Here is a 23519-nt window from a genome sequence, read left to right on the forward strand (position 1 = left end):
AATTAGGGATATAAAAGTCGGTAAAACCCTTGATTATTATACTGTTGACAAGTTTTTCAAAAACCTGTATGATAGAAAAAAGTTTATTAAAAAGGGGACGTATTTTGAAAAAATATACTATTTCACGTAAACAAACTTTAACTTTGGCTTCCGTTGTTTTAGGAACGGTCTTCACAGGAACGACTATTGCTTCTGCTGATGACGTTGCACCTGCAACAACCCAAGCTGCTCCTGCAGCTACTACAGCAGCAAAATCACCTATCACTGCTGCAACAGAAGAAATCAACGCCAAAGCCAATACACCAGTTGTTCCTGCTGATAAAGCAAAAACTGGGGATGTCATCGCTGTGGACGTTAAAAAAACTGGCCCATCTGCTAAAACAGACGGTGCAGATACAACCACTACCTCAACAGCAACCATCAAAACTACTAGCTTAGCAGATCCAAACACACCTGTTGGCACTTCAAAACCAGTCTCTTCTACCAAGACAGCTACATCAACCAAAGAAACAGCTGACTACACTGAGACAACTACAGAAACTGTCAATAAAACAACTGTAGTCGAAGTGACAAAAGAAGCAGATATCGTCAATAAAAAAGAAGTTCAAGGAACATCAGACATCGTCTTTGTCATTGATAAATCAAGTTCGATGAATTCTCACATCAATGATACAATGAAGAATATCGAGACCTTTGTTCGCAATCTATCTGCCAAGAAAATTCAAGCTCGTATAGGATTAGCTGAATACGAAAGATCTAAAGAGGTTAAATACCATGATTTCGATGGATCTAAGTTCACAAGTGATCCAGAAAGCTTTATTTCCGCTCTGAACACTATCAAAACTGGTGGTAGTTATGAAAATACTACTGTTCCATTACACCATATTGCCACTTCAGCAGATTACAACTGGGGAACTGGAGCAAACAACCATCGCTTTGCTTTCGTCATTACAGACGAGCCAATCGATATGGATACTCCATTTAAGAATCCCCTCCCGACAAAAGAAGCAACACTGAAGGCCCTTCAAGATGCTGGTATTTCTTTGACCGTAGTTGGCGAAAAAGGTGACAAAAAAGACTTTGATCCATTGGTTAACGGGACAAATGGTCTTTACTTGGATATCCGCAAAGATTTCGGTGACTTGTTGAACGTTCAATTTGCTAACAAAGTCGTTGAAACCGTCCAAAAAGGTCGTGTCTTCAAAGTCCAAACAGACAAGTATGAGTTGATTTCAAAAACTCATCGTGTAGCGAAAACAAAACCACAAACACCTAGCATCCAAACGCCTGCAACACCGACTCCTACTCCTCAAAAACCGGCTGTTGTAACACCTGCGAAACCGACCGTATTCACACCAGCTAAAAACGAGCCTGTGAAAACGGAAGTTTATATCGCACCAGCAGCTCTTCCTCAAAAAGAAGCAAGCCTTCCAAATACAGGAAGCAAGACCTCAACTGCCTTGACAACTCTTGGCCTTGGTCTTCTCAGCATGAGTGCTGCCTTTGGCCTCTCTCGTAAAACAAAGAAAGACTAACATGAAAAGCCTAATCCATTGATTGGGCTTTTTATCACTAAAAATTTCCCCTTCGCTATTTTCATTAGAAAGCGGAAATCTTCAATTTCTAACAAAAGATTCTTGTCCTCCGCTATGATATAATGGGGACAGTACAAGGGAGGAAACCAATGTTACAAGAACTAGCCTTTACAGGCCAATGGAGACACTATCAAAAACGCGTTCTCGATAAGAGTGACGCTTTTATGGCGGATGGCCACCTGCATTTGGTAGCAGCTCCTGGCTCTGGAAAAACAACCCTGGGAATCGAATTTATCAGACGCTTCGGCCAGCCAACCCTGATCTTGGCTCCAACGGTCACCATTCGTCAACAATGGGTGGACCGGATTATCCAGGCATTCTTGAGTGATGAAAGCCAAGCGGAGCAATTGATCTCTCAGGACCTCAAACATCCTAAGCTGATTACAGTAGCTACCTATCAGGCCCTACACAGCGCCATGAACCAAGTCGTCGGTCAATCGCAAGCTGAAGATACTGATGACCAGGCAGAGATTGAAACGTTTGATTTCAAAGGTTTTGATATCTTCTCTACTTTCAAAGCCATCTCACTTGGGACCCTTTGTTTAGATGAGTGTCACCACCTGCGCAATGAATGGTGGAAAAGTCTAGAAGCCTTTCGTCAGGCCTTTCCTGACTTAAAGATGATCTCGCTCACCGCTACCCCTCCCTATGAGGGGGATCCTGCCCTTTGGGAACGCTATATCCGCATGTGTGGGGAGATTGATGAGGAAATTACGGTTCCCGAATTGGTCAAAGAAGACACCCTTTGTCCCCACCAAGACTATGTCTACTTTGCCTTTCCAACCAAGGAAGAGCAAGAGCAGTTGGACGCCTTTAGCCAACAAAAGAATGCTCTCTTACAGCAACTGACTTCCGATCCCCTCTTTTGCCAATACCTCCAAAACTGCCAAGCCTTATCGGGTCAGATCAGCGATGATGAATTGCTCAATGATCCCAAGTATCTCTCTGCTACCCTGATCTTTCTTCGAAGCAAGGGAATCGTCTTTCCCAAACGTTTCCAGGACCTTTTAGGAGCTAAGAAACTACCTGCTTTCACCCTGGACTGGCTTGAAATTCTCCTGCAAGGTCTGCTCTTTCAGGTTCCTCACTGGTACAATCTACCAGAGGAATACGAGAAGCAAGTCCTCCATGAACTAAAAGCAGCGAGCTTGATCGATCGAAAACAAGTTAAACTGGTCCGCAACAAAAAACAAGACCTCCTGCTCAACCAATCCCTCGGAAAACTCAATGCTGTGCGAGAGATTTTCAAGGCGGAATACCAGGCTCTTGGAAGCCGACTGCGCCAACTGGTCCTAACAGACTATATCCGCCAAGATTTTGAAGTTCATCTAGGAGATCAGGGCGCCCAATTTACTCAATTGGGAGTGCTCTCTTATTTCGAATCTATTCGCAGGGAAAGCTTAGAGCAAGCAACTGCTCCTGCCATCGCTGTCTTGACCGGCAGTATCGTCATCATCCCGACGGTTGCTAAGTCAAGACTAGAAGAGCTTCTAGGTTCGGACAGACTGACATACCAAAGTGTCGGCCAATTATCCCCTGATGACTTTCTCAAGGTTCGCTTGGTTGGTTCTCAACATGATTTGGTGACAGCTGTGACCCAGCTCTTTCAAGAAGGGCTTATCCAAGTCGTCATTGGAACCAAGTCCCTTCTAGGAGAAGGCTGGGATGCTCCTTGCGTCAACTCTCTGATCCTAGCGAGCTTTGTCGGCAGTTTCATGCTCAGCAACCAAATGCGGGGTCGTGCCATCCGAGTGTGGCCTGAGGATCCAGACAAGACCAGTAACATCTGGCACCTGGTCTCCATCAATCTTTCCCTAAAGAAATGGTATGAAAAGTCCGATCTTGAAAAAGAAGAGATCGAAGCTATCACCGATCAACTGAAAGAATACAGCCCTGATTTGGAGCTCTTAGAAAGACGGATGAAGCAATTTTTAGGCCTTCATTACAAGGAGCCCTTCATCGAATCCGGTATCGAACGCCTAGCCTTTGACAATATTCGCTATACCAAAAAACAGTTACAAAAACTCAATGAAGAGACCTTAGAGCGCTCCACCCATCGTCAAGAACTCCGAGACGGCTGGCAAAAAGCCCTGCCTATTCTGGAGAATATGGAGATTGCAAATGAGGTCCAAGTGGATAAACACTTCCTGCCTCTGGCCCTATTCTTCGATGCCAGAAAGCTGGCTCGTTGGCTGACGGCCGCCACTTTGACCGATGCTTTCGCCAACCTTTTTTACTATTCACATAGAGGAGGAGGGAATAAAGCGTCTCTAATTCTTCTATTCGTTTTAGCTGTTCTCGCTCTCCTTGCCTGGCTCCGCTACTATCTCTATAAGAACCCTTATAAACGGTTAGAGGTCTTTGGACAAGCTATTCACCAAGCCTTGCTCCTCTTTGGGCATATTCAAACCCAGGAGACCCGTATCCAAGTCGTACGAGACAGAAAGGATGCCATCAACACGCTGATCTATTTGAAGGGCGGAACCATGCGGGAGAAGGAACTCTTCTCGCAAACTATGATCGAGTTTTTCGCGCCGATTGAAAATCAGCGCTATATCCTGAAAGCACAGGAAAAAGTATCCGATCAGACAGAATATTTCGCTGTACCAAGCCTCTTTGACAAACGGAAAGAGGATGCCCAAGCCTTTGTGGAGCAAATCCGAAAGAGCCTAGGCAAGTATACCCTCGTCTATACCCGAAGTGCGGAAGGTCGTGCTATTCTCCTTGATGCGCGCATTAAGGCCTTAGCCAACAAACAAGAGCGTACCTTCACCAAGAAACAAGTGATGTCGGATTTGAAATAAGAATTTATTTCACAATAAAAGAAAAGTCTAGTAGTTTCATTTCTACTAGACTTTTTCATTACTCAAGCACAATCATAGCCTTAATAGTCTTGCGTTCATCCATATCTTTGTATGCCTGATCAATCTCGTCCAAGCTATAACTATGAGTGAAGACGCGACCTGGATTGATATCGCCATCAAGGACAGCCTTAAGCAAGAACTGTTTGTCGTAGGTAGTGACCGAGGCTGCTCCACCTGCCACCGAGATGTTTTGAGCAAAGGTCGAACCAAGGGCACGATTATTGTAATGAGGCACGCCGACAAAACCTAAACGTCCTCCATTGTGAAGAACCCCAAGGGCTTGATCGACAGCTGCTGCGGTACCGACACATTCAAGGGCCGCATCTGCTCCACCTCCGAGGATTTCACGAACCTTGGCAATGCCTTCTTCACCACGCTCAGCGACAACTGCTGTCGCGCCTGACTCCAAGGCCATCTGTTGACGGTCTTGGTGACGGCTCATAAGGACGATTTGTGATGCTCCCCGCATTTTGGCTGCGATCACTGCACATTGACCAACGGCACCGTCCCCGATGACCACTACTTTGTCACCAGGCTTCACGTCTGCTACACGCGCTGCATGGTAGCCCGTCGGCATGACATCAGCCAGCGTCAAGAAGGATTTGAGCATAGCTTCTGTATAATCAGATGGTTGACCTGGAATCTTGACAAGGGCCCAATTAGCAAAGTGGAAACGGATGTACTCTGCTTGCACCCCGTCAGACCAGTTGGTGCCAATATGGCGGTCACAAGTCCCATCATAGCCAGCACGACAGGCATCACACTCCCCACAACCATGGGTGAAAGGCGCAATGACAAAGTCTCCTGGCTTAACCGTTGTAATGGCCTCACCGATTTCTTCCACGATCCCAATAGCTTCGTGGCCACTATTTTGATGACCTGCTTCAATATCTGGATTGCGGTAACTCCATAGATCGGAGCCACAGACACAGGTGCGAACGATGCGGAGAATGACATCATCTGGCGCTTCGATGCGTGGACGTTCTACTTCTACTAGCCCCACTTGCCCAGCTTTTGTATAGACTGTTTTCTTCATAGGAACAACCTACTTTCTATTGCTTACTTATCTACAGTATACACTTTTTATCGAGCTTCTGCTCATACCAAGTCGTCATTAATGGTGATGATCATGTTCATGACTTTGACTTACTTCCAGCTCTTCGATATTTCTCTTGTGGGCGCGGTGGGTTGCTAAGTCTTCATCAACCTCAATGGTGACGTTTTGAAAGCCACAGTCTTTGAGCAAGTCTCGGATAGACTCTTTACAGACCTCCATGTGGTTGACATGCTCTAGACAAACATGGACAATGGCGTTCTTTTCCAGCCCATCCATGGTCCAGAGATTCAGCTGATTGATACTAGCCACATGCTCCAACTGCTCCAAATCACTCTTGACTTGCTGGATATCCACTCCTTCTGGCACGGCATCCAGGAAAATCTTGAGCGTGCTCCAAAAACGTGGAATGGCTTTGGACAGAATAAAGATGGAAATAGCAAGGGATAAGAGCGGATCTAGAATATACCAGTCGGTAAATCGGAGAACAATAGCCATTAGGATGACAGCCACCCAGCCCAGGGTATCTTCCAAAAAATGCAGGCTGAGAATGGATTCGTTCTTGGTTTGCCCTTTGCGAATGACGAAACTCGCTAGCACATTGATGCTGACGGCTATGATTCCAAGCCAGAGAATGCCCTCATCGTTGACAGGTTGTGGGTGAAATATTTTCGTTATATTTTCTAAAATAACCAGAACGGACCCTGTCATGAGAATCACTGCCGTTACCATGGCCCCTAAAAGGCTAAAGCGCTTGTAGCCCAAGGTATAGTGGCTGTCTTCTTCACGGTTAGAAATGCTCTCCAAAAAGGCGGAGATCCCAATAGCGATCGCATCCCCCAAGTCATGGACCGAATCCGCAAGGACAGCGCTGGATCCAAAAATCCCTCCTGCAATAAACTCAACAATGGCATAACTCAAATTCAAGAAAAAAGCGATCCAGACCGCATGTTTTGTCTTCATAATCCTTAATCCTTTGTTATAATAGATTCATGAACATCATGTTCATTATCATTATCTAACATTCACAACAGAAAGGATAGGAGCAAACTGTTTAGGGTGTCCGTTACTGAACAGTTTGTTCTAAGTGTCCATATGACAGCACAGGATCGTCGCATCACCAAAACTCGAAAAGCTATCTATCAAGCTTTTTTACAATTACTCAACCAAAAAGACTACGAGGCCATCACGGTTCAGGAAATCATTGACTTAGCCGATGTGGGGCGATCAACCTTTTACAGCCATTACGAAAGTAAGGAATTATTGCTAGATGAACTCTGCCAAAAGCTCTTTCACCATCTCTTTGAGCGTGCTGAACACCTCTCTCCACAAGACTACCTGGCTCATATCTTCCAGCATTTCAAAAAAAATCAAGACCATGTGACTAGTCTCTTGCTCTCTAAAAATGATTATTTTATCCGGCAACTGCGAAAAGAACTAGAACACGATGTCTACCCAATGGTAGCCGACGAACTCATCAAGGCCCATCCAACTCTCCCTCACTCTTACCTCAAACACCTAGTCGTCAGCTATTTCATCGAAACCCTCAGCTGGTGGTTGAAAAAAGGCAAGTCCTACACCGAACAAGAAGTGATCCAATTTTATTTGGAGATTCTGAAAGTGGGTTCGAACTAGAAGGGAGTATTTTCAATGACCAGCGTGCAATTTTACTTTCTATTTCCATCACTCTTCATGCTTCACGAACTCGAAGAAATCGTTTGGATGCCATCCTTTGTCAAAAAAATATCAATCCAGTATCCAAACAATCGAATCCTAACTTATTACACTCCTTTTGCTTTCAACTTTATTGTCTTGGAACAATTTCTCATCCTAATGACGTCGCTATATCTTAGTTACCAGTTTAACAACTATAGCATTTACGCAAGCATCATAATCGCTTATATCTACCATGTCTTAGGACATCTGATTCAGACAGTCGTTATTCGAAAATATGTGCCTGGATTGTTGACGGGCATTTTAACGAGTTTGTTTGCTCTTTGCAATCTCAAAAATGAATTTCCAATTAAACTTTATGGTTACTCTCTTTTTACCTTATTGGTTATTATTTTAAATCTTGTAGTATCATTTATGATTCTTCATAAAATCAGTCATAAAAAATAGCACTCAGGCAATCATATCTTAGAAAGGAAACCGTATGTTCTTCTCCATTCTTCTCGGCTTTTTGACAGCCTTCTTTGCCCTTGCTTTTGTTCTTCTTCACTTATTGGCTTCTCTTTCTGAAGTTAAAAAGGGAAATCACACTCTAGGAAATACATTTCTCCTCATCGGAAGTAGTCTTGCGACCTTATCTCTCACCCTCTACTTCTTTTTACCGATTGTCTCTCTAGTCCTTTGGTTGATCGGCTGTGGTTTGATTTGCTACGGGGCCTATTGGAATGGAAAACACAAAGGAAACTTCCACCCAGTCCACCACCTGATTCGGATGGGCATCGCTCTGGTGATTACAATTTTATTAGCTCTCATATAAGAAAAGCTCAGGTTTTCAAAAAACTTGAGCTTTTGTAGTTTCTATTTATTATGCCATCAACAGCATGAGAATAGGGATCACCACCATGGTAGCAAGGGTCGTCTCTGTCACCATGACGGCTGCATAGTCACTATCAGCACCGTAGAGTCTGGCAACAACTGGCGCATTGGTCATCACAGGCATGGCGGACTGGATGATAAAAACTTGCTTCATCAAGCTTGGAAGAGGGGCCCAGTAAACAATGGTCGCCATCAAGAGAGGGGCAATCAGGAAGCGTCCGAATAGAATCAGTAGCTGATCTTTTCCCAGAACCAACTGCTTCACACCTACATGAGACACTGACAAACCGATGAATATCATGGATAAGGGGGTTGTTAAATTACCCAGATACTGTAAATCACTGGCTAGAAAAGCTGGCAACTTGATCTGAAGGATCACAAAGACTAACCCTAAGAGAAAGCCCATGAGGGGCGGAGAAAAGACTTTTTTCAGACTGATTCTGATATCAAACTGCGCTTCTCCTTCGCCATCTCGCTGGATCAGGTAGGTCCCCAAGGTCCAAAAAAAGGTCGTATTACACATGTAATAGATCAAAACATAGGGAATGCTGGCATCCCCGAAAAGGGCCTGGTTGATGGGGAGCCCCACGAAGATGGTATTGGAGTTAAAAAACATGGAAATAAAGAGGCCACGACGGTCCTGTCTCACTGCAAAGATCCTTGCTACCCCTGTCGCGATGCCAAGTAAAATAACCATAGACAGGGCAGGAAATCGCAAGGCTGGCAACATTTTAAGTAGATCTGCTGCTGTGAAGCGTTGCGTAATGGTGTAGAGCATATAGCAGGGAAGAGCAACTTGAGTGACCAATTTAGCGAGTAGGCCACGCGACTTGTCATCGAACCAGCCTTTTTCACCAATGATAAAGCCCACTAAAATCATGCCCAGGATGACGAGAATCCCTGATATGCTCCTCAAAAAGATGTCCATGTTCTCCCCTTTTCTTTTTTAAATTTGAACTAAAAAAAAACATTTTTTACAAGTCTCAAAAACTACTCTAGTATATCATAAAAAGAGGTGGGGCAACATGCCCAACCTCATGCATTTTATTAATTGTCACTAATACCCCTTCTTAGCTGCCTTACTCCATTGGTACCAACCAACGAGACTGTTGATAAAGTAAATCAAGAAAAACCAATAAAATGGTGGGGACTATGGCGAAAATAGATGATTCAGTTAAAAAGAAAGTTCCAGAATTGCGATTTAAAGGATTCACGGATGAATGGGAACAGCGTAAGTTGGGAGACAAAGTTCGAATAGTGATGGGACAGTCTCCTAATTCAGAAAATTATACTGATGATCCTAATGGGCGCTAAAAATGTGAAGACCTATGAAGACCTATTTTGTATTAGTCAAACAAAAGATCCAAAAGAAATGGTATATGATTATGACCATGAAATAAAGTAAAACCAAACCGAGTGATCTGAGGAAGCACCCGATGATCATGAAACGTTATTAAACACAAAAGTCACCCATGTGAGTTCTTACCAGAAGCTGAAGTTAATCCTTCAACCTGGAAAACCCGCAGAGGTGACTTTTTCTATACATCTCGATTTTTCTGGTAATAATCATTAACCGATAAATATGTCTGTGAATCACCCAGCGACTCCGCTATGTCCATAATCCGCGGTGGTAGTAATCCCACTCGCTGGACAAGTTCGTGATCGCTGAACAATTCCCGTGGACTGCCGGCGAAGCCAAACTTCCCGTGTTCCATAACATACACCGACTCAAACTCGGCGGCGACCCAATCCATGTCATGGGTGATGGTCACAACTTGGTGGCCCGAATCAGCCAACTGATGGAAAATTGCGGTCAACTTGCGCCGGCTTTCCCAATCAAGCGACATCATCGGCTCATCAAATAAATAAATCGCCGGATCCACTGCCAAAACTGTGGCAACGCTTAACAGCTTGCGTTCCGACAATGACAGGTCATATGGACTTTCAGCTGTTTTATCATCCAAGCCAACTCTTTTTAGAGCCGCTAAAGCCCGCCTCGTAATCGTGTCGCGGTCATCCATGACCTGCGCGACACTCCACTCCACCTCTCGTTGAACGGTCGGGTTGAAAAGCTGATCGTCAGGATTCTGAAAAGTAATCCCAACCTTCAGTAACTTTTCGACTGGTTTAAGATCATTAAAATTTTCTCCATCGATCTTAATCACACCGGTTTGTGGTGTCAGCAAACCCGTCAACAATTTGAAGAGCGTTGATTTGCCGGCACCATTTTGGCCGACAATCGCCACCATCGGATCGGCGAAGTGTTTGTCTTCAACATCCAAGCTAAAGGACCGTTCCGGATAAGCGAACGTCAGGTGGTTCAGTTCAATTGTGGGCATAAAAAACCTCCTTCAGTTCAGCGTCATTCACCGGATACCGGCCATCAGCCAAGTGCCAATCCATTTTTTGAGCAAGTTGCTGGATTGTCGGAGCTGGAATCTGCCAGTCAGCTTCCAAATGATTAAACACCTCACCCGGCCTGCCCTGGGCTACCATTTGACCCTCATGCAGCACCCACACAACGTCGGCGACTTCGCACAAATCGTCAATTTCACTGGTGACAATGAAGACAGTCGTCTCTTTGACTTGGGCCAGCCATTGGAAAAATTGTCGGCGGCCAAGGGGATCCATCTGACTGGTCGGATCATCCATAATCAAAACAGCCGGGTTAGTCGCAATCGCCGTGGCAATTGCCAACCGCTGGCTCTGACCACCGGAAAGGCTCTCGGGACGCAAATTCAGCTGTTCAATCAGCCCCATTTGCGTGGCAACTTCTTCAACCCGTTTTTGAATCAGTCCTTCAGCCATTCCCTGATTAATCAAGTCAAAGGCGATTTCATCGGCAACCGTGTCTGCCAACCCGCTTAGTTGGCCAGCTGGATTTTGCAGTACAACTCCATTCATGGCATTATAAACGGGCCAATTGTCGGACACTCGCTGGCCAAACATGTGCCAGTCGCCCTCAATCTCAGCAGACACCATTTTGGGAATGACCCCTGCCAGCACATGGCACAAAGTCGATTTGCCGGAGTGGCTATTCCCGATAATCCCAACCACCTGGCCGGTATGAACCTCCGCGTTAATCTGACGCAGTTGTGGTTGCTCAGTACCCGGATAACGGGTGGTCAAATTTTCAATTACAATCCGTTTATCTTCGTCCATATCTTCCACCCAATCAATAAAATTGCCAATCCAGTCAGACCAATGTGCAGCGTCCGCGACAGGCGATACACGCGCTGGGAGGTTCTGACAGTCCGGTTAAGATTATCAAAACCTCTCAGTTGGAGAGAAATCGACCGCGCCATCGATTGATCCAAGGTCTTAATCACCAATGGAATTAGAACCGGCAGGACTGACTTTAATTTCTGAATCAACGTTTTTTGCGGATTGGTTCCGCGAACTTTTTGTGCCTGCTGGATTTTCCGCATATTGCGCATCATTTCCGGCAAAATATAACACACCGACATCAGAACGTAGACGGTTTTATAAGACAATCCGGACAGTTCCAAATAGGCCGCGTTTTCTGAAATACTCGTGGTCACCATAAAAAAGCCACTGGTCAAAATAATCACCAATACTCGACAACCCAGAGTGGTGGCGTAAATCAGGCCTTCTTTGTAGAACGACACCCCAAGCACAGAAAACAGCACAGTTTGATTCCGACTGTAAAATAACCCTTGGATGATCAGCATAGTGCAAATCAGAAACAGGCTGAATCCCAGCGCCTTAAAGATGGTAGAACTCAATTTGGAAAATAACAATAGCAGTGTTGCGACAAGAATTAATCCGGCCTGAAGCAATAAATTCATACTGGCAAAGCTCAACAACGTCATGTCCAAGATGAACAAGAGCTTAGTAATCGGATCGATCACCTGGTACCACTTGAGCTTGACCCGTGGCGCTCCAGAAATCAATGTTTGATCAGTCATCATTTATCACCGCTAAAGAAGTGCACCATCCGCTTCGGCAGCTGACGATAGATGAAGAATGCCAGGTAGGCCACGCAGACTTTATCCAAAATATCCAAGACAAACTCATCGGTAAATGAGGCCAGCCACACTGGTGCATGATTGGCGACCATTACCGCAAACAATGAGTCACCCCAAGCGATACCGGTCTGACCACCCCAAAAGATGACGTTGAGTGGCGTTGAAACGACAGCTGAAACGATGGCAATAATAATAGCAGAAACAAATACTCGTCGCACTGACGAGAACCACCCATTGGCGTGCAAAACTCCGACAGCAATCCCAATTCCGATGCTGGTAATCGCATACACGGTTGAAATTGGCGATAAGGTCAGCCCATAGATCACGTTGTTGATGAAACCACTGATGGCACCGGCAACCGGCCCAGCCAACATACTGGCAAGAAAGGTTCCCAAAGACCCCAGCCAAACGGGCAACTTTAACCCCTCCGCCAAGGCTTTGGCAACATAGTTAATCCCCACGGCAGCGGGAATCAAAGTCATGGTGGCAGCACTTAACTTAAATTTCCACATACTGGTACGATGAATCGGTTCTGTTTTCATAATCTTCTCCTTTTGTTTTTAAAGAGCCGTGTCTGTTTAGACTTTCGGACGCAACGCTCTATAGATTTTCGATTTGAACCGCTTCTCCTTTCACAGATCCCTTAGTCGACATCAGGGATTTTCTTGAAAATGATTGTTCAACAGTTCACAACTAATCATACTCCGATTTTCATAGAAGTCAAGAATTTTCTGAATTTTTTTTGAAAACGTTCGGGAATTAAAAAATAGAGCAAGCGCCCATGAGAATGATCGCAAGACAATTATAAGAGGCCACTATAAAAAAACAAACACCATCTCTGGTGTTTGTTTCATTTTATAAAGGAAGCACTAGCTTATTTTTTCTTTTTCTTCAAAATATAAGCTGCAATGCTTGCCAAGACAAAGGCTAAAACTAGGCTAATAATAGAGATGGTCGTACCTGTATTTGGTAAGAATCCTAAGATCTTGCCTGGTTTCTTCGGCTCTGGTTGGCTTGGTTTTTTAGGTTCAGGTTGACCCGGTTTCTTTGGTTCAGATGAACTTGGAGGAGTTGGTTGTTTTGGAGTTTCTTTTGGAACATGCTTGTTAGTAATCACAACATTTCCTTTACCATCCTCGTCGTTACGAGCTTCATAGCCCTTTGGAACACTGACTTCTCTCACTGTATAAGTGATGGTGTTTCCATTTGCTTTTTCATCTAAATCTGCAAAGGTATGGGTCCACTTGTTTTCAGCTGACAATTCTACTTCTTGACCGACTTTTTGATCATTGGCATAGAGTTGAACTCGAATACTCTTCGGACGAATTCCATCCTTGTCATTCTCATCATCCCACTTCTTAGTGACCGTGACGCTTGTCTTACCAGGTGCATGGGTATTGGTAATGGTATAAGCAGCCTGATCAATTGTAGTCGTATATTCAGCTACCTTCTCTTCTTGAAGAGTATAGACGATTTCTTTTCCATCCTTGAATTTTGGTAGACCTGTGAAGCTTTCTTTCCAATCTGTCGCATTGGTCAGTTCTTTTTGAGCAACTTTTTCACCATTGGCAAGAAGATTCACCACGATACTTGCTGGACGAAGACCATCTTGATTGTCTTGGTCATTCCAGATCTTAGTCACTGGAATATCGATCACCGCTGGCGTATGCGTATTGGTCAAGATCGTGTGAGTAGCATCAGAGGTATCAGCAGTGACTTGGTAGCCTTCAGGAACAGCGACTTCTTCCACACGGTAGCTGATCGCTTGGCCAGCTTTCTTTTCAGCTAATTTGCTAAAGGTATGAGTCCATTGATTGTCCGCTGACAATTCAACTGGGTCTCCTACTTTTTCATCCCCAGCATAGAGTTGAACCTTAATGGATTTTGGACGAAGACCATCTTGGTTGTTGGCATCTTCCCATTTCTTCGTGACTTTCATCTCTGTCAAAGCTGGTTCATGCGTATTGGTCAAGACAACATTGGCCTTGTCCTTATCATTTACCGTTACTTTGTAACCATCTGGGACAGTTACTTCTTTGACTGTATATGCAATTGCTTTTCCGGCTGCCTTGGTATCAAGGTTTTCAAATGCACCTTTCCAGTCATTCGCTGCTGAAAGTTCTACCACTTGATCCGTCGCAAGACCATCTTTGTATAATTGAACTTGAATGCTTGCTGGACGGAGACCATCTTGGTCGTCTCCATCTTCCCACTTCTTGCTCACTTCTACTTTGGTCTTTTCTGGTTCGTGCGTGTTGGTCACGACTACTTGACCTGGGTTAGTTGCTTCGACAGCTTGTGTGTAGCCTTCTGGAACATCGATTTCCTTGACTGTATAGTTGATAACTTGGCCAGCTTTCTTCTCATCTAGGTTTGAGAAGGTATGGGTCCATTTGTTATCTGCTGACAATTCAACAGCCTTACCAACCTTTTGATCACCAGCATACAATTGAACCTTGATTGTTTTTGGACGAAGGCCATCTTGGTTATTGGCATCCTTCCAATTTTTCGTAACAGTGAGGCTTGTCTTACCTGGTTTGTAAGTATTGGTAATCGTAGTTCCATCAATCTTAGTAGTGTAATTGTCCACTTTGTCTTCCGTCACTGTGTAGACAACTTTTTGACCATCTTTATAGACTGGTAGGTCTGTGAAGGTATGAGTCCATTCATCTCCTTCACCAGTCAGATCAAGAGCTTGCACCTCTGTTCCATTTGCCAAGAGGTGAACTTTGATGGTAGATGGGCGAAGACCGTCTTGGTTTTGTGCATCATCCCAGACTTTCTTGACTGTTACCGTCGTGGTCTCAGGAGTGCGCTTGTTGGTGATGGTGGCTTTTCCATCTGTGAAGCTGGCTTCTTCTGTATCGACCGTATAATGAGTCGGAACTTTCACTTCTTTAACAGTGTAGGTATTGAGTTTGCCGTCACTGTCTTTATCTGGAAGATTCGTAAAGTGAGCTTTCCAGTCTGTTGCGGCTGAAACCGTGACTGGTTTCCCTTGAGCTTTGCCATTCTTGTAGAGTTGGAATTCCACACTTGCTGGGCGAAGCCCTTCTTGGTTGTCTTGGTCATCCCAAACTTTTGAAGCTTCAAGATCGAGATACTTGATATCTGCTTCATTAGCGATCTCAACTGGGACTGCTTTGGATCCGACTGATTTTCCATCCACCGTGACGTGGTAGATTTGTTTGTCCGCATCATAGGTGACAACCACAGCATGTTCTGTTTCATCCAACTTGTAGTTTTCAGGTGCTTTGGTTTCTTTGAGCGTATAGGTTCCTTCTGTTAAGGTGTTAAAGGAAAGTTCCCCTTTTTTATCAGAAGTTGCCGTCGCAACAACCGCGCCATTTGCATCAGTTAAGGTAAATTCAGCACCTTCAAGAACTTTCTTAGGATCATCCTTGTCCACCTTCTTGACTTGGAAAGCAGCCGAGAAGATTTGTGCAGTTACGGTATTAGACTCACGATTTCCTTCATGACCTTTCGCCTTGTAACCAAACTGGTTATGGGCTTGGACTACACCTGAACGACCGCCGTTATCTTCATTATCTTTCGTGCGTTCTTTCATCAAAGCCTTGACTTCATCTGTCAATTCACTTGGATTTACAACTGGGACACCAAAGCTGGCTTCACCACGCGCAGAAATAGATACACCCTGATTCGCGACTAATTTGATACCTGTCACCTGACTGTAATCAGCCACAGTTGTCGTCCAAATATCTTTGTCAGCAGCCTGTGCCATGGTATCTGTCGTAACGCTTGTATCAGTTGTATAGTAGACCGTCCATCCTTCTGGAGCAGTTACTGGTCCACGAAGACTAACCGTATATTCTGTCATTCGACCAGATCCATCTAAAGTGTTGACATCTTTGACTTTTGGCAATATATCATAGATGACTCCATCTTCTACTGGTTTGTCAGTGTTATTTTTAATGGTCAGTTTATAGTTAAAGGTTTCACCTGGTTTGAAAGTACGTGTAACCGTAGAAGCATCTGAAAGGTCATCATTTTTAGCAATGTATTTCCGTGCATAGATTCCCTCAGCAGCCACAATTGTATAGTTTGATTGAGCATATGGAATCTTATCTGTTGTTGAACCATTCCCATTCAGATCGTAAACGTCTTCCGTTACCCGATCAGGGTTGGCATTTTCAAGATCGTGGATGCCGTTTCCAGCGACATAGACTTTATTTGTGAAGATCCCACCATCGTCTTTCCCTTTCAGATCAGCCACGATAAACGGTAGACGCACGCGATTAAGATCTTTAAGAGAAGCTTTAATAAACTCTTTTTGATCCAAATGCATGATGAGAGCTGTCCGTCCAGAATTGTGGTAGTTTTCAATGACATCGTAGCTCTTTAAGAATTTCATACCTTTTTCATTAGAGGCAAGGTTTCTCTCAAAATCTTTATAGTCGACTTTAAGGGTATTTGGATCATACAAATCAATGATTCGCAGGTCTCCATAATCCTTATCAGGATCTAAAACTACTTTGGTTGCCATCAAACCAAAACGAATATTTTGTCCATCAGTATAACGAACATCATTGTAATCCGTCGTTTTTGAAATCTCAAAGCTTTCCTTCAAAGGAATCAGCTTAAAGGTCCAATCTGATGTTTGGTCTTTAGCAATATTTGATTGTGTTTGATAAGTGACACGACCTGTATTCTTGAATTCATTCTTGGTCGCATCATTTTCATCGTAACGAGTCTTTTCTGGATCTTTGAAGCTTGTATAGGTATTGAGGCGAATTCCTTGACCAGATTTTAGGACAAAATCATCCTTCATTTCCATCCGCCAACCGACAACGGTTCCATACTTGGTTAAGTCGATAAAACCATTGTCGTCTTTATCGGTTTCTGGCTGAACTTCTTTTTGACTACCATCTTCTAAAGTAAGGATGATGCGTTTCACATATTTGCTAATATACTCACCAATACCGTAATTTCCTTGCATAAGACGAGCGTAATCAATCTTGGTGAATTTTAACCGAGAGTCCACTGTCTCATCATAGAAAACAAAATTCTTTTGTGTCGAAGGAGTTTTATTATCAAAAGCGATGATCCATTTATAGTTTGCTGCCTTGTATTCAGTTGAATCATAGACATCACCATCTGCTTTTTTGGCAAAACTTCCAGCCCCTTCCAGGTCACGAGAGGTCAAGCGGAAAATAAGAGAATCTTCAGCTGTAATATCCGGTTCTCCCTCTCCACGATTGGCAGGAATTCCCACAATACTTCCTGAGTTTGTCAAATCCTTACTAAGGACGTCTTTGAGAGTCTGGTCCTTTTCCAAAACTAAATCAGGAAACTTCAAGTAAAGGTAACTTGTATTCTTGATTTTGGTCATAAATTCTTGGTGATAAGCTGCTGGATTGTCGTTTGCATCCGCCTTGAACGTCTTAGAAACGGTGCCATCTCCATTATCTACCCAACCTTCAGACTTAGCTGTATCTAAAACTGCTGTCCGGGTATTGCCATTTTTATCTGTATAGGTTGGCAACTTATCGGTAAGCGTTACTGATTCTAATTGACGATATTGTCCCCCATACTGTCCTTGCATTCCCTCCAATTGAAATGCAAATGGAACAGATGATGGGGTTTCAATATAATTTTTTCCGTCAGCCCCTTTGACAACACCAGGCATGGCTTCCGCATAGTCCTTGGACATGGCTTCGTTCAAGTTTTGGTTGATATACTTGGTTAAGCGATAGTCATTGTACTTGGGTTTCCAAATGATATCATTGAGTTTTGCTTCTTGACCATTGATATTCAAGGTACCCGTAATATCCAATGAATAATTGGTCGGTGCATAACCGACTTTAAATTTTCCAATAAATGGTAAAGTCAGGACCTCTGACTTTTGGTAATTGTTAAAGTGAAGTGTGACTTGATAATCATCTCCAACTTTTGTAACCGTTGGTTTGTCATGCTCTGAAGCACTATTGAAGTCAGGGAAACTAACTTCTCGTAAGTACTTTCCAGGAACCTTCAAGGTCACCGTTACTTCATTAATATCCGTTGTCAAATTCTTAGGGGTGATCTGGATATAACCAGACATGGTATCCCCTGTGTAATAGGACATCCCATCTGGATGGTTCTGTTTATCCCCATACAAGAGGGTAACATCCAAGGCCCCATTATCCCCGACTGCTAGCTCATTGGCAAAGGCTGTGATCGCCCCTTGACCAAGCTGGCCTAGCATCATGAAAATTGTTAAAATGGCAAAACCTTTTTTCAAAAAGTCTTTCCATAATGAACGAAGCTTTTTCATGTCTTATCTCCTTTACTTTTGTTAGCCTTACAAAAGGCCCTCCCTTTAATTTTATCACTTATTTTTTAAAATATCCTTTGCTTTTCAAATTAAATCATCACTATTCAATAATATAGACATTATTTGCAATGATGTCTATATTATAAATCACTATCTGGTACTGATTTCCCCTTTCTTCTATCCAAGGGCAAGAAAATAAAACATTTATAAACAAGGAGGAGCAGTCTGCCAATTCTTATTCTTCCTTGATTTTCTTCATACAAAAAAACTCAAACACATCTGCTTGAGTTTTGTACACCCTACTATTGGTTGATTATTTTATCTAACTCTTCACCATTTGAAGGAATCTTTTGTTTTTCCCTTCTCTCTCGTACCCACAGCATAGCTAGTCCAAAAAGGTGACTACCAAACAAGGCAGTCACAAAAATCAGCTTGCCCCTGTCTGGATAAGAGAGAGGGAGGCTGCTAAAGCCATAGCGAGCCCACTCGATAAAGATCGGATGCGAAAAGTAAAGAGCTATACTCATTTGCTTTAAATACTGTAAATTATAGCTTTTCAAAAAGGACGATCGCAGGCAGGCATTGACAAAATAAACGGTCACAAAAGGAAGAAGAAAGAAAAAGTTCTTATCAATTCCTTCGTGTTGAAAAATAATGATCCCTTCTAGACAGAGCAATCCAAAGGCAAGAGCTAGCTTTTGCCAACGGTGAATTCTAAAAGTTTGTGCATGAAAATGGTCATACAGATAATAACCCATATAAATAAAAATGGGCGTGTAAAAGAGACCATTTCGCGCTGTAAAAAATAAATTGCTGTAGAGCTGGTAACCTTTGAGAAGACTTGTGGTGTCCAGATAAGCCGAATAGGTCTCGATCAAGCCCCAGCAGTAAAGAAGAAAGGTGATCACCCCCGTCCAAACCATACCTAGGTGTTTGACCAATTGATTGACCAAAAACAAACCCAGCAAAAAGGCTGGGATATACCAGAGTTGGTAGCACATCCCCAGATAGATCAGTGCAATGAGAACACCTGCTGGAAAAAGATAGATAGGAAGATGGAGACTAGAGAAAAAGAGCCAGGCATAAGGAAGGTAAACAAAACTCCAAAACAAATAGGTTTTTACGATTTTGGCCAGATAGGTCTTCATTTTCTTAGAATTCCCTAGTGATTGCTTGAGGAAAAAGCTGGCACAGACGATAAAAAATGGCACTGCTAGCCGGCCAAGCATACTCTTGAGACCAAAATGCAGTGGCTCATAAGAGGTCAAGCGACCACTATGCACCAAAATCACTGCAATCGCAAAGAGGTATTGAAAAAAGCTGATACTAGAGGTGTTATAGAGGGGATTCTTTTGCATAGTCCTACTCCTTGCCCAAAGCAGTTTCTATGGTTATTTTAGCATGAAAGGGAAGGCCAAGCAAGGAATCTTACATCCTTATCTACCTTTTTTCCTCTATTTTTGATATACTCAAAGCATGCATAAACAAACCATTATTGATTTTAAAGAGCTTGGATTGCGACACCTTTTCACCAAGCCCATAAAGGAATTAAAAACTAGAAACCTCGACCAGGTAGAGGCTCTTCTTAGAGAAGTCGAAGCATACCAGGAGCAAGGCTTTTATGCGGTTGGCTATGTCAGCTATGAGGCTGCTCCTGCTTTTGAGAAGAAGTTTGCTGTCCATCCAGCACCTCTTATGGGAGAGTATCTCCTCTATTTTACTATCCACGAGGAGGTCGAAACCCTTCCTTTCCCAGAGCACTATGAAGCTGTGGATCTTCCAGCCAATTGGAAGGAAGAGGTAGAGGCACCTGCTTATCAAGAAGCCATCGAGACCATCCATCACCATATCCGCCAGGGAGATACCTACCAGGTCAACTACACCGTCCAGCTTTCTCAAGAGCTAAAGTCTGACCCTTTGGCTATCTACAACCGCTTAGTGGTTGAGCAAAAGGCCCATTACAATGCCTTCATCCAGCACGATGATGTCTCCATCCTCTCCATCAGTCCTGAGCTCTTTTTTGAGCAAGACGACCGACTACTGACCACGCGCCCTATGAAGGGAACGACGGGCCGTGGTCTCACTAACCAAGCAGATCTTCAAGAAGCTGCTTGGCTAGAAGCCGATCCAAAAAATCGAGCAGAAAATATGATGATCGTGGATCTCCTGCGCAATGACATGAATCGGATTTCGGAAATTGGAAGTGAGCAGGTGACCCGCCTCTGCCAAGTCGAGCAGTACTCCACCGTTTGGCAGATGACCTCTACCATTGAAAGTCGCCTGCGACCCGAAGTCGATCTGGTCCAAACCTTCCAAGCCCTCTTTCCTTGTGGCTCGATTACAGGAGCACCGAAGATCTCCACTATGGAAATCATCCACAAGACAGAGAAGGCTCCTCGAGGTGTCTACTGTGGTACGATCGGCATCCTTCTTCCAAAAGGGAAACGGATTTTTAATGTAGCCATCCGGACCCTTCAAATGCAAGGAAATCAAGCCATCTATGGCGTAGGAGGAGGCATAACTTGGGACAGTAAGTGGGAAAGTGAATACCAGGAAACCAAGCAAAAATCGGCTGTTCTTTACCGGCAAGAGCCTCGCTTTGAGCTCCTAACGACTGGCCACATCCACCAAGGAGAGTTGACTTTCCTGGAGCAACACCTAACCCGTTTGAGAGAGGCTAGTCGCTACTTTGCCTATCCTTATAATGAGCCAAAACTCCTGAACGAGCTTCAAGAACAACTCGCTCGTGTAGATCCTAGCCTTGACTACCGTTGTCGCATTGCCTTGCAGAAAAACGGAAGCTTCCAGCTGACGATCACCGAGCTAACAGACTTGCCAGCTAGCTATCTGCAGGCCCAATTGACCGAACAAAAGCTTGATCTAGCAACTCCGTTTACCTATTTCAAGACTAGCCAGAGAAATCATCTATCAGCTAACCATCACGAGCAGATCTTCTATCTGCCTGATGGCAGTTTGTTAGAAACGACCATTGGCAATCTTGTCCTTGAAATCAAAGGCAAGCTCTATACCCCACCAGCTCACCTCCCATTATTAGATGGCATCTACCGGCGCCATCTTCTTGAGACCCAGCAGGTGGAAGAAAAACTCTTGACGCTGAAGGATTTAGAACTTGCTGACAGAGTCTATGCCTGCAATGCTCTTCGTGGTCTCTACGAACTCGATTTTCAAAGAAAGGATTCCTAATGAAACTGATTTTTTTACATGGACTAGGGCAGGATGTCCTCTCTTGGCAAGGAGTCCAATATGCCCTTTCACCCATGCACTCCAAAACTTTTGATATTTTCTCTCATCCAAGAGAAAGCTATCAGGAGGTCAAAGCAAGGCTGATGGAGCGCCTCCAGCAAGAGAGTGAACCCTTTATTCTGGTAGGCCTCTCACTAGGTGGTGTCCTTGCACTTGATCTCTCCAGCCAAGACTTTCCACAACTCAAGGGATTGGTCCTTGCAGGAACACAATACAAACTCACCACCAATCCCCTCTACAGGCTCCAGATCCTCCTCTTTCGTCTGCTTCCCAAGCATGTCTTTGCAAAGCAAGATGCCAATAAACAACAGATGCTTCAAATCTTGACCGAATTAAAAGGACTCAATCTAACCGATACTGCTAAAGCTTGCTCTCTCCCTAGCTTGGTGATTTGTGGCAGCAAAGATTGGGCCAATCAGTCTTCATCTAAGAAGTTGGCCAAGCTCCTGCCCAAAGGTCGCTATCAAGAAATCGCAGACGGAGGCCATCTACTCAATACAGAGAAACCCTATGAACTCGCGCAAGCCATCAAGGAGTTTGTTGGTGAATTTAAAAATGAAGAAGCTAGCTTAAAAAACAGTTCCTCTTAATGTAGATAAAGTATTTTTCATGTTACATAACTTAAAAAATCAAGAAATTTAAAGAAATGTTTATTTTCTAAAGTTACTCATGAATACCTTGAGGCTTTCCGCCGTGAGAAAAGTCCTTGAAATAGTGATATTTCAAGGACTCGAGAGTTTTGAAACTTTAGGTTCAAAACTAAGTCATGGAACTTCTTTGAAGTTCGCTGACGTCCATCCTCACTTAAGGAAAGCCTCTAGAAAACTTAAAACTACAAGTAACGACTAACTTTTAAAAGGTTAGTCGTTTTTTTAGAAATATTTGAGAATTGCTTGATAGTTATTTGAAAAGCAAGCTGTATACTAAGAGTGTAAAGAAAACAACTAGTCATTTGGACGAAGGAGAAAACCATGGAAAAAGTATTAGAAATTTCCCATTTGAGTAAAAAATTTGGTCAACAATACGCCCTTAATGATGTGAATGTGACTATTCGCAAAGGTGATGTCTATGGCCTCATCGGTAAGAATGGAGCTGGGAAAACCACCCTCATCAAGGTCATCACCCAACTGATTCAAGAAACGGACGGAAGCGTCTCCCTCTTTGCTTCTTCAAATCGCTCCCAGTGGACGCAAGCCCTGAAACGTGTCGGATCTGTCATTGAGAGCCCCGTGGCTCACAAGCATATGACTGCCTACCAAAACTTAGTCTACTATTGCAAGGCACGCCATATTCCGAATCCCGACCAGGTCATCAAAGAAACCCTGAACTATGTTGGGCTGAATAATACAGGTAAGAAGAAATTCCGTGATTTTTCACTAGGGATGAAACAACGGTTGGGAATTGCCATCGCGCTCATTGCCAAACCCGACTTCCTCATTCTAGATGAACCCATCAATGGTCTCGACCCAGTCGGAATCAAGGAATTCCGTCAGATGATCAAGCGCCTCAACGATGAACTCGGCATGACCATCCTCATTTCCAGTCACATCCTCTCTGAACTCTATCTGGTTGCCAATCGTTTTGGCATTGTAGACCAAGGACGCCTAATCAAAGAAATTAGCAAGGCCGAATTCGAGGAGCAAGGCGAAGACTACATCATCCTCAAGACCAGCCAGCTAGCCCTTGCGAGTCAACTGATTCAAGATCAACTCCATCACCGTATCAAAGTCATCGATAAGGATGGAGAAATCCATATTTTCGGACAAACTCACGATATTAAAGTCATTGTCAAAGCTCTCGTTCAAGCAGATATTGATGTGGACGAAATCTACTATGCCCGCCAAGATTTGGAGAAATTCTTTACAGACTTGGTAGACTAGTCAAACCACCGTCTTGTATTACTTATCCCACATATTTCATTTAGGAGATTTA

General features: G+C 43.7%; 18 protein-coding genes. 9 read left to right on the top strand and 9 right to left on the bottom strand.

Annotated elements, in window-relative coordinates:
• Window positions 1–104: 104 nt before the first annotated feature.
• Together H7T92_RS05715 and H7T92_RS05720 are read left to right on the top strand one after the other, a co-directional pair.
• Window positions 105–1535: a VWA domain-containing protein gene (locus tag H7T92_RS05715; protein ID WP_260314287.1), complete on the top strand. Its 1431-nt coding sequence runs from the start codon at window positions 105–107 to the stop codon at window positions 1533–1535.
• Window positions 1536–1684: 149 nt separating this feature from the next.
• Complete coding sequence (locus H7T92_RS05720; RefSeq protein ID WP_201037298.1) at window positions 1685–4399, top strand: DEAD/DEAH box helicase family protein; 2715 nt, start codon at window positions 1685–1687, stop codon at window positions 4397–4399.
• A gap of 58 nt (window positions 4400–4457) precedes the next feature.
• On the opposite strand, the gene H7T92_RS05725 is transcribed toward H7T92_RS05720, so the two are convergent.
• Both H7T92_RS05725 and H7T92_RS05730 read right to left on the bottom strand, forming a co-directional pair.
• Window positions 4458–5495, bottom strand: a complete 1038-nt coding sequence (locus H7T92_RS05725) for a zinc-binding dehydrogenase (RefSeq protein WP_118095536.1) — start codon at window positions 5493–5495, stop codon at window positions 4458–4460.
• Between the two features lie 78 nt (window positions 5496–5573).
• Entirely contained in the window at window positions 5574–6476 is a 903-nt protein-coding gene (locus H7T92_RS05730) for a cation diffusion facilitator family transporter (RefSeq protein ID WP_201037299.1), read from the bottom strand.
• A 132-nt stretch (window positions 6477–6608) separates the two neighbouring features.
• Between H7T92_RS05730 and H7T92_RS05735 the strand changes: the two genes are divergently transcribed.
• Genes H7T92_RS05735 through H7T92_RS05745 form a run of 3 tightly spaced genes read left to right on the top strand, consistent with a single transcriptional unit; the run spans window position 6609 to window position 8001 of the window.
• Complete coding sequence (locus tag H7T92_RS05735) at window positions 6609–7148, top strand: TetR/AcrR family transcriptional regulator (protein WP_207185382.1); 540 nt, start codon at window positions 6609–6611, stop codon at window positions 7146–7148.
• Between the two features lie 15 nt (window positions 7149–7163).
• Window positions 7164–7634, top strand: coding sequence for an HXXEE domain-containing protein (locus H7T92_RS05740; protein ID WP_201037301.1), 471 nt, complete (start codon window positions 7164–7166; stop codon window positions 7632–7634).
• Window positions 7635–7668: 34 nt separating this feature from the next.
• Entirely contained in the window at window positions 7669–8001 is a 333-nt protein-coding gene (locus tag H7T92_RS05745; protein ID WP_201037302.1) for a glucuronide permease, read from the top strand.
• Window positions 8002–8049: 48 nt separating this feature from the next.
• Here the strand turns inward: H7T92_RS05745 and H7T92_RS05750 are convergent, their stop codons facing one another.
• A complete protein-coding gene (locus H7T92_RS05750) occupies window positions 8050–8988 on the bottom strand; it encodes an AEC family transporter (protein ID WP_201037303.1) in 939 nt (312 codons plus the stop codon).
• 224 nt (window positions 8989–9212) lie between these two features.
• On the opposite strand from H7T92_RS05750, the gene H7T92_RS05755 reads away from it, so the two are divergent.
• Window positions 9213–9374, top strand: coding sequence for a hypothetical protein (locus tag H7T92_RS05755; protein ID WP_173018768.1), 162 nt, complete (start codon window positions 9213–9215; stop codon window positions 9372–9374).
• 224 nt (window positions 9375–9598) lie between these two features.
• On the opposite strand, the gene H7T92_RS05760 is transcribed toward H7T92_RS05755, so the two are convergent.
• The 6 genes from H7T92_RS05760 to H7T92_RS05785 all read right to left on the bottom strand — a co-directional run bounded on the left by H7T92_RS05760 (window position 9599) and on the right by H7T92_RS05785 (window position 19681).
• Entirely contained in the window at window positions 9599–10399 is an 801-nt protein-coding gene (locus H7T92_RS05760; RefSeq protein WP_201037304.1) for an energy-coupling factor ABC transporter ATP-binding protein, read from the bottom strand.
• Window positions 10386–11222, bottom strand: coding sequence for an ABC transporter ATP-binding protein (locus H7T92_RS05765; protein WP_201037305.1), 837 nt, complete (start codon window positions 11220–11222; stop codon window positions 10386–10388). Before H7T92_RS05765 ends, H7T92_RS05760 begins: the two co-directional genes overlap by 14 nt.
• Window positions 11198–11989, bottom strand: coding sequence for an energy-coupling factor transporter transmembrane component T (locus H7T92_RS05770; RefSeq protein WP_175062049.1), 792 nt, complete (start codon window positions 11987–11989; stop codon window positions 11198–11200). Before H7T92_RS05770 ends, H7T92_RS05765 begins: the two co-directional genes overlap by 25 nt.
• Window positions 11989–12591 (bottom strand): ECF transporter S component, encoded by a 603-nt coding sequence (locus H7T92_RS05775; RefSeq protein ID WP_201037306.1) that lies wholly within the window; start codon window positions 12589–12591, stop codon window positions 11989–11991. The genes H7T92_RS05770 and H7T92_RS05775 overlap by 1 nt, the downstream gene beginning before the upstream one ends.
• A 332-nt stretch (window positions 12592–12923) precedes the next feature.
• Complete coding sequence (locus H7T92_RS05780) at window positions 12924–18323, bottom strand: Cna B-type domain-containing protein (protein ID WP_201037307.1); 5400 nt, start codon at window positions 18321–18323, stop codon at window positions 12924–12926.
• 302 nt (window positions 18324–18625) lie between these two features.
• Window positions 18626–19681, bottom strand: a complete 1056-nt coding sequence (locus tag H7T92_RS05785) for an acyltransferase family protein (protein WP_049471874.1) — start codon at window positions 19679–19681, stop codon at window positions 18626–18628.
• 118 nt (window positions 19682–19799) lie between these two features.
• On the opposite strand from H7T92_RS05785, the gene pabB reads away from it, so the two are divergent.
• From pabB to H7T92_RS05800, 3 genes are all read left to right on the top strand, one after another.
• A complete protein-coding gene (pabB, locus tag H7T92_RS05790; RefSeq protein ID WP_201037308.1) occupies window positions 19800–21527 on the top strand; it encodes an aminodeoxychorismate synthase component I in 1728 nt (575 codons plus the stop codon).
• The gene (locus H7T92_RS05795; protein WP_201037309.1) at window positions 21527–22177 is read left to right on the top strand and encodes an alpha/beta fold hydrolase; all 651 of its coding nucleotides are present in this window, start codon (window positions 21527–21529) and stop codon (window positions 22175–22177) included. Before pabB ends, H7T92_RS05795 begins: the two co-directional genes overlap by 1 nt.
• Before the next feature lie 381 nt (window positions 22178–22558).
• On the top strand, window positions 22559–23467 hold the full coding sequence (locus H7T92_RS05800) for an ABC transporter ATP-binding protein (protein WP_061593469.1): 909 nt from the start codon (window positions 22559–22561) through the stop codon (window positions 23465–23467).
• Window positions 23468–23519 lie beyond the last annotated feature (52 nt).

This window comes from Streptococcus parasanguinis (assembly GCF_016648855.1).
Taxonomy (GTDB): Bacteria; Bacillota; Bacilli; order Lactobacillales; family Streptococcaceae; genus Streptococcus; species Streptococcus parasanguinis_L.

What these genes read in the sequence shown, in the direction of transcription:
- H7T92_RS05720 (WP_201037298.1), top strand. Translation starts at nt 1,685, where the DNA reads ATGTTACAAGAACTAGCCTTTACAGGCCAATGGAGACACTATCAAAAA.
- H7T92_RS05725 (WP_118095536.1), bottom strand. Translation starts at nt 5,495, where the DNA reads ATGAAGAAAACAGTCTATACAAAAGCTGGGCAAGTGGGGCTAGTAGAA.
- H7T92_RS05730 (WP_201037299.1), bottom strand. Translation starts at nt 6,476, where the DNA reads ATGAAGACAAAACATGCGGTCTGGATCGCTTTTTTCTTGAATTTGAGT.
- H7T92_RS05735 (WP_207185382.1), top strand. Translation starts at nt 6,609, where the DNA reads ATGACAGCACAGGATCGTCGCATCACCAAAACTCGAAAAGCTATCTAT.
- H7T92_RS05740 (WP_201037301.1), top strand. Translation starts at nt 7,164, where the DNA reads ATGACCAGCGTGCAATTTTACTTTCTATTTCCATCACTCTTCATGCTT.
- H7T92_RS05745 (WP_201037302.1), top strand. Translation starts at nt 7,669, where the DNA reads ATGTTCTTCTCCATTCTTCTCGGCTTTTTGACAGCCTTCTTTGCCCTT.
- H7T92_RS05750 (WP_201037303.1), bottom strand. Translation starts at nt 8,988, where the DNA reads ATGGACATCTTTTTGAGGAGCATATCAGGGATTCTCGTCATCCTGGGC.
- H7T92_RS05755 (WP_173018768.1), top strand. Translation starts at nt 9,213, where the DNA reads ATGGCGAAAATAGATGATTCAGTTAAAAAGAAAGTTCCAGAATTGCGA.
- H7T92_RS05760 (WP_201037304.1), bottom strand. Translation starts at nt 10,399, where the DNA reads ATGCCCACAATTGAACTGAACCACCTGACGTTCGCTTATCCGGAACGG.
- H7T92_RS05765 (WP_201037305.1), bottom strand. Translation starts at nt 11,222, where the DNA reads ATGGACGAAGATAAACGGATTGTAATTGAAAATTTGACCACCCGTTAT.
- H7T92_RS05770 (WP_175062049.1), bottom strand. Translation starts at nt 11,989, where the DNA reads ATGACTGATCAAACATTGATTTCTGGAGCGCCACGGGTCAAGCTCAAG.
- H7T92_RS05775 (WP_201037306.1), bottom strand. Translation starts at nt 12,591, where the DNA reads ATGAAAACAGAACCGATTCATCGTACCAGTATGTGGAAATTTAAGTTA.
- H7T92_RS05780 (WP_201037307.1), bottom strand. Translation starts at nt 18,323, where the DNA reads ATGAAAAAGCTTCGTTCATTATGGAAAGACTTTTTGAAAAAAGGTTTT.
- H7T92_RS05785 (WP_049471874.1), bottom strand. Translation starts at nt 19,681, where the DNA reads ATGCAAAAGAATCCCCTCTATAACACCTCTAGTATCAGCTTTTTTCAA.
- pabB (WP_201037308.1), top strand. Translation starts at nt 19,800, where the DNA reads ATGCATAAACAAACCATTATTGATTTTAAAGAGCTTGGATTGCGACAC.
- H7T92_RS05795 (WP_201037309.1), top strand. Translation starts at nt 21,527, where the DNA reads ATGAAACTGATTTTTTTACATGGACTAGGGCAGGATGTCCTCTCTTGG.
- H7T92_RS05800 (WP_061593469.1), top strand. Translation starts at nt 22,559, where the DNA reads ATGGAAAAAGTATTAGAAATTTCCCATTTGAGTAAAAAATTTGGTCAA.